The sequence below is a fragment of the Bacteroides helcogenes P 36-108 genome, from assembly GCF_000186225.1.
In the GTDB taxonomy this organism is placed as follows: Bacteria; Bacteroidota; Bacteroidia; order Bacteroidales; family Bacteroidaceae; genus Bacteroides; species Bacteroides helcogenes.
This window is the reverse complement of sequence record NC_014933.1, coordinates 1,632,828-1,645,522: the sequence shown is the minus strand read 5'-3', so window position 1 is coordinate 1,645,522 and position 12,695 is coordinate 1,632,828. Positions and strand designations below refer to the sequence as shown.

Below are 12,695 nucleotides of genomic sequence, written 5' to 3'. Positions count from 1 at the left end.
CACTCTTAACAAATAACTCATAACTAACGATATGAACTTTCTAAGTCTTTTTGTACTCATCCCCCTGCTGATGTTACTCGGCCTTTGGCTCAGCCGAAACGTCGCACAGATCCGCACAGTGATGGTGACCGGCGCCTCGGCCCTGTTGATACTGTCCGTCGCATTGACAGTGATGTATCTGGGTGCACGTCATGCCGGTGCTGTGGATGAAATGCTTTTCCGTGCCGACATGCCCTGGTATCCCGCCCTCAACATACACTATTCCGTGGGAGTGGACGGTATCTCGGTAGCCATGCTCCTGCTATCGGCTGTCATCGTATTTACCGGCACATTCGCCTCATGGCGTCTGCAACCGTTGACCAAGGAATATTTTCTCTGGTTCACCTTCTTGTCCGTCGGCGTGTTCGGCTTCTTCATTTCCACAGACCTGTTCACTATGTTCATGTTCTATGAAGTGGCCCTCATCCCTATGTATCTGCTTATAGGTGTATGGGGAAGCGGCCGCAAGGAATATTCCGCCATGAAACTGACACTGATGTTGATGGGCGGTTCCGCCTTTCTGTTGATCGGCATTTTAGGCATCTACTACGGCAGTGGAGCACAAACCATGAATCTGCTGGAAATAGCAGAACTGCATAACATCCCCATCGAGCAACAGCGTATCTGGTTTCCGCTGACTTTCCTCGGCTTCGGTGTACTGGGCGCCCTGTTTCCGTTCCATACGTGGAGTCCCGACGGTCATGCTTCGGCGCCTACTGCCGTCTCCATGCTCCATGCGGGTGTTTTGATGAAATTGGGAGGTTACGGTTGCTTCCGCATCGCCATGTATCTGATGCCCGAAGCTGCTCAGGAACTTGGTTGGATATTCCTTATCCTTACCGGCATTTCCGTGGTCTATGGCGCATTCTCCGCCTGTGTGCAGACAGATCTGAAGTATATCAACGCCTACTCATCCGTCTCACACTGCGGCCTGGTACTTTTCGCCATCCTGATGATGAACCGGACAGCCTGCACGGGTGCAGTGCTGCAAATGCTCTCCCACGGACTGATGACAGCTCTGTTTTTTGCCCTTATCGGCATGATCTACGGACGTACTCATACGCGTGACGTTCGTGAACTCAGCGGACTGATGAAAATCATGCCTTTCCTCGCCGTCTGCTATGTGATTGCCGGTCTTGCCAACTTAGGGCTGCCCGGACTCAGCGGCTTCGTTGCCGAAATGACTATCTTCAACGGTTCTTTCCAGCATCCCGACATGTTTCACCGTGCATGGACAGTGATTGCCTGTACCTCCATCGTAATTACGGCAGTCTATATATTGAGGCTTGTGGGCAAGATACTCTACGGCACTTGCACCAACAAGCATCACCTCACCCTGACCGATGCCACTTGGGACGAACGTACAGCCGTCATTATCCTCATCGCCTGCGTGGCTGCCTTGGGATTGGCTCCTTGGTGGATAAGCGGCATGATTGGAGACAGCGTACTGCCAATAGTAAACGCCTTTTAAATAAGAACTTATAATGAAGAATTTATTAATTTAAATAACATGGATTATTCCCAATTTCTCCTATTGAAAGAAGAGTTGTCACTGATAGCAGTCATTGTTATCCTCTTTATAGCCGACCTCTTTATGAGTCCGGACGCACACAAGAATGGCGGCAAACCAGTGCTGAACACGATGCTGCCCGTGATTCTGCTTGCCATACATACAATGATCACGATTGTTCCCGGTCCGGTGGCCGACGCATTCGGCGGCATGTACCACAACACGCCGATACAGAGCATCGTGAAATCCATCCTCAGCATAGGCACTCTGATTGTATTCCTGATGGCACACGAATGGATGCGCCGTCCCGATACATCCATCAAACAGGGTGAGTTTTATGTACTGACGCTTTCTACCCTGTTAGGTATGTACTTCATGATTTCCGCCGGACACTTCCTGATGTTCTTCATCGGTCTGGAAACAGCAAGCATACCGATGGCGGCTCTGGTGGCCTTCGACAAATATCGCCACCATTCTGCCGAGGCAGGCGCCAAGTATATCCTCACAGCACTCTTTTCCAGTGGCTTGTTGCTGTACGGGCTCTCCCTGATATATGGTTCGACAGGCACTCTCTATTTTGCCGACATCCCTGCCCACCTTGACGGAAATCCTCTGCAAATCATGGCATTCGTGTTTTTCTTTGCCGGCATGGGATTCAAAATATCCCTCGTACCGTTCCACTTGTGGACAGCCGACGTTTACGAAGGTGCTCCGAGTACGGTCACCGCTTATCTCAGTGTTATTTCCAAGGGTTCGGCAGCCTTTGTGCTGATGACAGTGCTCATCAAAGTATTTGCTCCGATGGCCGAGCAGTGGCAAGAGGTATTATACTGGGTAACCATAGCCTCCATCACCTTAGCAAACCTTTTCGCATTACGTCAGGAGAATCTGAAGCGCCTGATGGCCTTTTCAAGCATATCGCAAGCGGGATACATCATGCTGGGCATCATCGGAGGAACTGCCGAAGGAATGACGGCACTGGTATATTATGTACTGATCTATATGTTTGCCAATCTTTCGGTATTCACTGTCATCACCATCGTAGCAATCCGTGCACACAAATTCACGCTGGAAGAATATGACGGCTTGTACAGCACCAATCCCAAACTGGCTTTCCTGATGACGCTGGCACTCTTTTCGCTTGCGGGCATTCCGCCATTTGCTGGCTTCTTCTCAAAGTTCTTCATCTTTGCGGCAGCCTTCCAAAGCGGCTTCCATCTGTTAGTATTCATTGCGCTGGTAAACACAGTGCTGTCATTGTTCTACTATCTGAAGATTGTAAAGGCAATGTACATCAACAAAAGCGACGAACCTATCGCCACTTTCCGTAGCGATGGCTACACGCGTGCCAGCTTGGCAATATGTACGATAGGTATAGTGGTACTAAGCCTGGCAAGCATAGTCTATCAGAGCATAGACAAATTTACGTTCGGAATATAAAACATATTCTTGATACAGAAACAAGCATCCTATTTTCATAGAAAGTCCCCCTCTGCTACTCTACTTCCAGAGTGTATAAGGGGGACTTGTCACTTTCCAACTTCCCTGAAAAGATACTCCCTAAACCAAATAAAGACAAGAGCTTCCTGACTTTTTCAGAAGCCATATTCACATGCAATAAACTTAGTGATCAGGTTTATCATTCACCTTATTCTTGAGCATCTCCAATATACCTTGTCTGCTCTTAATCCGGTTCAAATTCTGCTTTGACATTTCTTCAAATGTTGCTCTACGTTCATTATCTACGGATACCTTCCGCTTATTTTCTAAAAAAAAGATACCTGCATATCGTCTATATAAATTAAACCAAAAGAATTGCTGTCGTAAATTATGACTTCCCATGAACCGAGATAGTACCAATCTGTCAAAGTACGGAGTCAAAGGAATATAAGTGTCTTCCTTTGTTATATTTTTCAAAAAATACTCTACACTTTCGCAAGGTGGTGTGCTCAATGCTACATCCACTCTATTGTAACGGTTGTCATATATTGTTACCTTCCCCTCATCAGTCAATACGAGTAAAGGTGTATAATCTTCCCCGTACCTACTTTTTAGATATGCACCCAAGGAAGTACAAGGCAAAGCCGGGTAAGTAGATACTGTATTAAGATGGATGGCATGAGCATATATGACAACTTCTGTCTCTTTATCAGAAACATTATCTACAATGAATCTCGTATTCTCGAACATGACGGAATCCCGCTTTATATATCTTTCTACCGGGTCTGTTCCCACCGCTACAGATAGCTTGAGAAGATGCTCAATGTACTTATATTGAGAGCCAGGGAAAAAACGTTCAAGGGTATTCCCATTTTCGTTGAGGTACTTAAAAGTATTTTCCCAATTGTTATCCATTAAGAGAAGGGCAAATTGATCTATTTTTGGAGACATCAAACTACGATTCACAGAAATCAGATAATCGAAGACAGAGTTTACTGTTTCTTGAACAGACAGGCTCTTATAATCAATCCCCCATAACCTCACCCTCTCCTCTCTTTTCCGATTTGCGTTGTAGCTCTTTAGCTTATCAAGGAGAGGAATGAGATTGGTTTCCTTCAGATAATAATCATTGGAGTCTAACCGGCAAATCATACCTTGAATATAACTATCATAAATCAGGCATTCTTCCATAGGTCTTTCCAACAAAATGGATTTGCATTGATGAGATTCAACTCGTTGCAAAATAAAATCACAAGCAAACTCTCTAACCGTACTGTTTCCATGCATAGATTCACCGATTCCTATGATTTTTCCGTAATTGCCATTCAAACTCTTGGTTATGGAAATGTTTTGAGGCTTAACTTCTTGAACTGATAACGGAAGCGATTTACCTAACGAAAAACTATCGATAGGCTGATTGCCTATTTTAATTCCCAGTTCCGAGAAAGAGAATCGGGCATCCTGCCCTTTGATGCCTTCACCTCGTATCCGAAAGTTCAGTAACTTGATACCTTTCAAAGAGATATCTTTGGATAGGGTTGACAGGAGCATACCTGGTTTGTATTGAACAGTATCAGAATACAGAATTCTTTCCTGATTATCTATGCCATCAATAAGCAGAAAGGCATTTTCCATATTCTCGCCTTTACTTTCAAAAGAGACAGTACCCTTCTCTTCATGATGTTCGGGCAAAAAAACGCGTTGTTCCCACTCTGTTCTCAATCTATTTACATCAAATGGAAAATCCTTAGAATAGACTAAGGAAAATAAAATTCTGTCCGCATCTTTTATATGGAAAGGCAATGTAAACTGTCCATAAGCAGCATTGCCCCTCCAAGGATACAATGCTGTAGAATCCAAATCCCATTTAAAATGCAGATCGTAAGCTTCAGTATAGGTTAAGTTATCAACCTGTGCTGAACTAAAGATAGTAACGAAGAGCAAAAGAACAATAATCCAGTACTTCATATCTTTAATAAAGGAGTAATAATTTACACTTGCAATGAATACACTTAAATATACTGTAAATATACAATAACTCCTTGGACGATTATAAACCATCCGCGATTATCAATCAATATGGCAATATGATTTTAATCCCTTATGAGGAATTACTGCTTGTTACTCTGAGAAATCCTACTCTCACGAATGAAAATAAATGCATCGGTACACATGCTTATATCTCCTCGATAAATAAATTCGGATAACACATACTTATTTCCTGTATATCTACAAAATACACGAAGTGAATTACGCTTGGAATCATCTCACTTGTTTCCATCTGAAGCCTTATAGAGCCGACATATCTTAGGACATCCAAATTCTCCATTCTTCATCAGACTTTATCCTATCGGCAAAATAAACCAGAAACACGATCCTTTTCCTTCTTCACTGTCCACTCCTATCGTTCCTCCCAACTGCTGTATGATACTTTTGCAGATGGAGAGTCCCAATCCTGTGCCCGGTACAAAAGAGTTCAGTTTGACAAAGCGATCAAACACAGCCTTCTGTTTGTCGGGAGCGATGCCCAGTCCTGTATCGGATACATAAAAGCGCAAGCGCATGCCATCCACCTTCTCATAACCTACCTTGATACTGCCTTTAAAGGTGAACTTTACAGAGTTGTTCACAAAGTTAGAAAGCACCTGATAAAGCCGATTGCGATCGCTCACGATGTGGTATTCAGGCAGGTTTCTATCGAAAACCAGTTCTACACCGGGTTTCAGTTTCATTTGTAGCGAAGTGACCAGATCAGTGCAAAGCTGGTTCACGTTGATGTCGCCCACCATGAAGTCAAAAGTACCCGCTTCTATTTTCGAAAGATCCAAAATGTCGGAAATCAGTTGCAGCAACAAGTTGTTGTTAGCCTCCACTATGGATATATATTCCTTGCGTTCGTCCGGATCCTCCGTCTCACTCACCAGACCGGAGAATCCCACAATGGCATTGAGCGGTGTCCGTATCTCATGGCTCATGTTGGCAAGGAAGGCACTTTTCAAACGATCGGCAGTCTCGGCTTTTTCCTTGGCTTCCATCAGTTTGCATTCGGTTTCTTTCAGTTGGGTGATATCATAGTTCACGCTGGTAAGTTCTATCACTCCTGATTCCGGTTCATAACGGTTCAGAATGGTGTTGCAGCGAATCCAGTTCCAACCGCCGTCAGGACGGCACACACGCAGTTCTTCCGAAAAACGTTTGCGGCGACCTATATGTACCTGACGGTAGAAGTTGAGCAACTTCCAGCGATCATGGGGATGCAAATGAGAGTAAATTCCTATCACTCCTTTCAGAACCATATCATCCTTCTCTCCCATATTCTTAAACCATTGCTTGATGGCATAGCCCTCAAGAGTGAGGAGGTTGAACTTGGCGTAACCCACCTTGGCATAATCGGAAATGATAAGGAAGAAATTCTCAAAGTCGTTGATACGTCCCTGTATGTCAACACGTTCTGTGTTATCAATGGTAATACACAGGTATCCCATGAAGTGCCCCAAGCCATCGTACACACGACGCAACTTGAGATAAAGGTGCACTACACGATTCTTGAAGGTAGTGGGATAATAGCCGTTCAACCTGTCAAAGTGATACTCCAACTGGAAGTCCACATCATCTTCTGTCTCAATGCGGTGAAGTTGCTTCTCACTGAAGTTAGGATTGTCCTGTAACCTTAGCCCCAGCACATCTTCCTTGCAGGCAATGCCGTAGATATCCATGTCTTCCTGATTGATGTTTGTAAGACAACCATTGCGGTCGTAAATCTCCACTCCGACAGGGATATTAGAAAAAACATGTTGAAATATTTGCTCGCTGTGGTCAATAATGCGCCGGTCGCGACGGGTTATCTCCCTGGACTTCTGCCATGCAGTGCAGATACAGATGATGCTTGCCAGAGAATTCAGCCATTGACGATCCTCACTGGTCCAAATGGCAGTACGGTCCATGACATCTACTCCTAAGAAACCACGCACCCCGCCTTCGTTTACCAAGGGAACCGACATCAAAGCCTTAATGCCCCGCCCGGCCCAAAACTTATACTCGGTGGCCGACATACCCAACTCTTGATTCAATTCTTCGATAGCAATTACCTTACCGTTCAGTATATGCTCACTCCACCAAGGCACTACATCCACCGGAAGCTTTTGCAGATTCTCTTTATCGGAAGATACACCGGAGGCGGTCACTTCGTAGGTGCAGCACTGGGTTGTAAAAGTGTCATCGTACTGAAAGATATAAGCACGCCCGGCATGGAAGAACTGGAGCACATCGCGCAGAATATTTTCAATGCCCACACGGATATCCGCATTCTGCAGGAAACATGCCAGTGTATGGGCGATGGAATTCTGATGGCTAAGCAACTCCTTGACGTGTGACAACTCGGCGGTTCCATGCCGGTCTTGGGGCTCTTCAATACTCTGCATCACCCCAAATACGCGAAAACTTCCGTCCGCTTGTCGTTCATGATAGCCCATACGGACATACACCCACTTCACCCCCCTACTTGTATTGACGGGCAAAGTACATTCATTCGTATCCAATTCGTCCATCGCGTAAAAAAGGTGACGAAGACGATTACAATATTCATCAGGAATCAAGGCTGCAAAGTCATCGAAGCTGATTTCATCTGTGGTAAGCCCAAGCAAATGAGTGATATATTGAGAACAATGATAAGTATGTGCAGAGAGGTCTGCTTCCCACCAGCCTATGCGCCCCAAAAGTGACAAGCGATGAAAACGCTCGTAGTCTCTCTGATATTCTGATTCCATAAATATTATCTGACTTAATTTGTGAGGTCAAAAATAATATATATAAGTAAATGTAAGCAAAAAAAGAGGATAAAAATAATGAAAAAGGGCAATAATAAGGAAAAAGAGAGACTGAGAAATCTCAGAACAGACTTGAAACATGTTCGTAACTCAAAAGACATTAAAATGTATGACACATGTATTTCCCTCGTAATACGAACACCGCACCTTTGCATCGGAAAAAGAAACGCATATAAAGAATGAGTATGAAACTTGACTTAGGAAAGATTTTCTTCCTTATTTTATTCCTGACACTCTCTACCATGGCTGCTCTTGCGGGAACCATCAGAGGAACTATCACCGACAGACAGACCAAAGAGCCGTTGACCGGCGCCACGGTACAGATAGCCGGCAGCAGCACAGGCGTTGTGGCCGATATTGACGGCAACTACTCGCTGGAAGTAAAGAACGGAACATACACGCTGACCGTGAAGTATGTGGGCTACAAGGATATCACCATGCCCGGTATAAAAGTAAAAGGCGAAACTTCTCTGAACTTTGAGATGGACAGCGATGCGCAAGTTCTTGGCGAAGTATCAATTACCGCCCAAGCAAAAAAGAATAACGAAATGGCTCTGATGCAGGAACAAAGGCGCAGCCTCGTGGTGCAAAGCGGTGTGTCGGCACAGCAGATAGCCAAGACACAGGACAAGGATGCCTCGGAAGTCATCAAGCGTGTGCCGGGTGTCAGCATCATCGACGAGAAGTTTGTCATGGTGCGCGGACTCTCACAGCGATACAATAATGTATGGATGAACGGCAGCGCCGTGCCCAGTTCGGAAGCCGATTCACGTGCTTTCTCGTTCGACATCATCCCCAGTTCGCAACTGGACAACATGGTGATTGTAAAGAGTCCCGCCCCCGAATATCCCGCTGACTTTACAGGCGGATTTATCCTGATCAATACAAAGGATATGCCAAGCAGCGACAGCTTCAACATCTCCGTAGGAACCAGCGTAAATGACCAGACTCACTTCAAAGACTTCTACAAAGCGCAAGGAAGCGGCATGGACTGGCTGGGCTTCGGCAACGGATTCCGGTCGCTGGATGCAGGGATGACAGGGAAGCTGAACATGTATCCGGAATACAATGTCGGGAAAAACACCGACCGTATAGACGTGCTGAACAACGGGTTCAACAACAACTGGAAGGTAAGCAAAACCACTCCCATAGGTGACCTCAAGATAAACCTCAACTACAGTCATCGCTGGGAACAAGAAAGCGGACGCATCTACGGGCTGCTGGCTGCCGTGAACTACAGCAACAGCCACAAGACTCTGCTCGACATGGACAACAACCTTTTTGCCCCTTATGACACCACGAACGACAAACCGGTCACCTTCCGCCAGGCCACAGACAACCAATACAGCAATGATGTACGTCTCGGTGCTTTACTAAACTTCACCTTCCAGCCCAAAAGCAGCAATCATCGCTACGAGTGGAAGAACATCTTCAACCAGATATCCAAGAGCCGATACTCTGAGCGTAACGGCATCAATGCCCAGAACAATAACTTCTACAATACAGAGTATTACTATTCGAGCCGCACCACCTATAATACGCAGTTCACCGGCAAGCACACACTGGCCAATGTGAACAAGTTGGATTGGAGTGTGGGCTATGCCTACGCCAACCGCAACCTACCCGACCGCCGACTCATAGAGATGGACAATGCCAACAACAATAAAATGGGATTGCAAGACATCAACCGCGAGTTCACCAAACTGGACGAGCATATAGCCTCAGCCAACATGAACTACCGCCGCGAACTGCAATGGGGTGAAGTGGAACCGACACTGCAAGCCGGTGTTTACGGAGAATATCGTACTCGCAAATATTATACCCGCAACTTCCAGTACAACTGGGGAAACAGCAGCGAACTCCCTTCGGGATGGAGGTATGACACAAACCTGACAGACAATGTATTGGTTGACTCCAATTATGGTGCAAACAAACTTTATATATTGGAGGACGTAAACTACCGCAACAACTACAATGGGAAAAACACAGCCATAGCAGGCTATGCCGGCTTCAACCTTCCTGTCAGCGCTTTCAACATCTATGCCGGCATACGCTACGAATACAACCGTCAGGAACTGATTATGAACACTCGTTCCTACGAAGAAAGTAAGCACAGCACTTTCTATGACTACAAAGACCTGTTCCCCTCACTGAACATCACTTACAAGCTGGACGACAAGCAGCAGTTGCGCGCAGCATACGGCAAGTCGGTGAACCGCCCGGAGTTTCGCGAACTGTCCACCTCGGTCTATTATGATTTCGATCTTGGCAGCAGTGTCATGGGCAACGCCGATTTAAAAGCCGCCTATATCCAGAACGTGGACTTACGCTACGAGTGGTATCCCAGCAAAGGTGAACAGATATCGGTAGCCCTGTTCTACAAGAACTTCAAGAACCCCATAGAATGGACATATACCATGACCGGAGGCACAGACCCCGTCTATTCATACATCAACGCCAAAGGTGCTGACAATTATGGCATAGAGGTTGATGTCCGCAAGAATCTGGATTTCATCGGTATGAAGGATTTCAGCCTCAGCTTCAATGGCGCATGGATTAAGAGCAAAGTGAAGTTCGAGAAAGGAACCACCAACATAGACCGACCCATGCAAGGGCAATCTCCCTACCTCATCAACCTCGGTCTCTTCTACAACAACCAGGAGAAAGGATGGAACGCAGCCCTGCTCTACAACCGCATAGGCAAACGCATCATCGGTGTGGGAAGCCGGTATGGAACAACCAGCGAAGGCGACGCCATCAATATTCCCGATTCTTACGAGATGCCACGCAATGCCATTGACCTCTCATTGGGCAAGAAGCTGGGACGTTGGGAAATCAAAGCCTCCGTGCGCGACCTACTGGCCGAACGCTACAACTTCAAGCAGTTTGAAGACGTAAAAGTAAAGGGGCAAGCGCGTACCATCGAAGAAGTGACCCGAAGCTATAAGCCGGGACGCAGTTACAACCTGACGATAGGCTATAGTTTCTAAATATAAACAAGAAAGACTTACTAAAAAAACAATTTAAAAAGAACAATTCCAAAACCTCAAAAAGTATGAAAATGGAAATTAAAAAGTTCGGCTGGGCCTTCACAGTATGCGCAGCCATCGCAACAGGAAGCATCATGACAGCCTGTTCGAGCGACAACAACGGTGACAATGGCGGTACAACAATCACAGATCCCGTTGTAACCTACAATGGAACTACCGCCATCAGCAGTGGCATCTTGTTCAATAACGGAACAGAAATCGGTAACGGTTCACAGGAATTTGAATTTACCGGCGATGTCACCCTGAGTCAAGGAACCTATCTGCTGAAAGGATGGGTTTATGTGGCAAACGGAGCCAAACTGCGCATCCCCGCAGGAACAATCATCAAAGGTGACAAGCAGACCAAAGCCGCACTTATCGTTGAACCGGGCGGATATGTAGAAATGAAAGGAACCAAGAATGCTCCCATCGTGATGACTTCGGAAGAAGCCGCAGGCCACCGCCAACCCGGCGACTGGGGCGGTTTGATTATCTGCGGCAAAGCACCGAATAATTATGGTACTTTGAACCAACAGATTGAAGGTGGTCCGAGAACCAAACACGGCGGTACAGTAGCCAACGACAACTCTGGCATCTATCAATACGTTCGCGTAGAGTTTGCCGGATATCCATTTTCCCCAAACAAGGAAATCAATGGCATCACATTCGGTTCGGTAGGCAGTGGCACAACTGTTGACCACTTGCAAGTGTCCTATTCCAGCGATGACTCCTTTGAATGGTTCGGCGGTACGGTGAACTGCACAAATCTGGTAGCATACAAAGGTTGGGACGATGAATTCGATACTGACAACGGCTTCAGCGGCAATGTGGAATATTGCCTCTCTATCCGTGACCCCAAAATTGCAGACATATCAAAAAGCAATGGCTTCGAAAGCGACAACAATGCCGCCGGTGACGCCACAGCCACTCCTCTCACCACAGCTACCTTCAAGCACGTCACCTTCATCGGCCCGGGCGCAGCCAAAAACAATTTTGACTATACCGCCAACAATACAACCGACTATATCGATGCCAACCACTTGAACGGCAACGGCGCTTCACTCGGTCTCTTCCAGTCGGCCATGCAAATCCGCCGCAGCAGCAAGCTGAATGTAGAGAATACACTTGCCGTAGGCTATCCCATCGGTATCATCATTGACGGTGCATTGGGCAGCACTCCCGCATTTGCCAAAGCCGGTGAATTCACTTTGAAAAACATCATCTTTGCCGGCATGGGTGTGGTTGGCAGCGATGGAAACAACATTTATTTGGATCAATATTCTGCTGACGGGATGAACATTACAGATGCTACAAAGGTATCTTTCTCGCATGAGTTCTTCTTGAACGAAGCCAGTACATTCACCACTTCCATCAACAACAAAGTGATGGAAGAAACCGCACTCGGCCTGACCGACCCCGCGAGCACCGGTCAGAACTATTGCCCCGCCAACCTTATCTCCGACGGCAACAACGGCTATGTAGGAGCCTTCAGGGACGCAAGCGACAACTGGCTGGAAGGCTGGACCAACTTCGACCCGCAAAATACAGTATATTGATATTTCTGATTAGAGTTTTTTAAAAGCAGAAGCAGCCTGCACAACCTTGATTGGTTTGTGCGGGCTGCTTCCTTTTCATCAATAAAGATAAACACAACAGGCATACTCAAACGCAATGACTAAGGCATAGGAAATGGAAGACATGCAGCCTGCCTATCCATCGCAATCAGTGCGGCAACCTCATAATCGGGATATCAAGCAACAATGAAAAAAGCAAATATGTACGGATATCGCGATGGAGAACAGAAAACAAAGGCGGCATTTCTTGTATTATGACAATAAAGAGCTTACATTT

At 46.1% G+C, this 12,695-nt stretch carries 6 protein-coding genes; 4 read left to right on the top strand and 2 right to left on the bottom strand.

Features of this window, described 5'->3' with window-relative positions; translation table 11 throughout:
* Nucleotides 1–31 precede the first annotated feature (31 nt).
* Together BACHE_RS06500 and BACHE_RS06495 are read left to right on the top strand one after the other, a co-directional pair.
* Complete coding sequence (locus tag BACHE_RS06500) at nucleotides 32–1,510, top strand: complex I subunit 4 family protein (protein WP_013546894.1); 1,479 nt, start codon at nucleotides 32–34, stop codon at nucleotides 1,508–1,510.
* 39 nt (nucleotides 1,511–1,549) lie between these two features.
* Nucleotides 1,550–2,989: an NADH-quinone oxidoreductase subunit N gene (locus tag BACHE_RS06495; RefSeq protein WP_013546893.1), complete on the top strand. Its 1,440-nt coding sequence runs from the start codon at nucleotides 1,550–1,552 to the stop codon at nucleotides 2,987–2,989.
* A 183-nt stretch (nucleotides 2,990–3,172) separates the two neighbouring features.
* Here the strand turns inward: BACHE_RS06495 and BACHE_RS06490 are convergent, their stop codons facing one another.
* Entirely contained in the window at nucleotides 3,173–4,957 is a 1,785-nt protein-coding gene (locus BACHE_RS06490; RefSeq protein WP_041579239.1) for an erythromycin esterase family protein, read from the bottom strand.
* 374 nt (nucleotides 4,958–5,331) lie between these two features.
* Nucleotides 5,332–7,755 carry a sensor histidine kinase gene (locus BACHE_RS06485; RefSeq protein WP_013546890.1) on the bottom strand — a complete coding sequence of 808 codons (2,424 nt, stop codon included), beginning with the start codon at nucleotides 7,753–7,755 and terminating at the stop codon, nucleotides 5,332–5,334.
* A 239-nt stretch (nucleotides 7,756–7,994) separates the two neighbouring features.
* Between BACHE_RS06485 and BACHE_RS06480 the strand changes: the two genes are divergently transcribed.
* Together BACHE_RS06480 and BACHE_RS06475 are read left to right on the top strand one after the other, a co-directional pair.
* On the top strand, nucleotides 7,995–10,805 hold the full coding sequence (locus BACHE_RS06480; protein ID WP_013546888.1) for a TonB-dependent receptor: 2,811 nt from the start codon (nucleotides 7,995–7,997) through the stop codon (nucleotides 10,803–10,805).
* 71 nt (nucleotides 10,806–10,876) lie between these two features.
* Nucleotides 10,877–12,400: a hypothetical protein gene (locus BACHE_RS06475; protein WP_013546887.1), complete on the top strand. Its 1,524-nt coding sequence runs from the start codon at nucleotides 10,877–10,879 to the stop codon at nucleotides 12,398–12,400.
* Nucleotides 12,401–12,695: the final 295 nt, after the last annotated feature.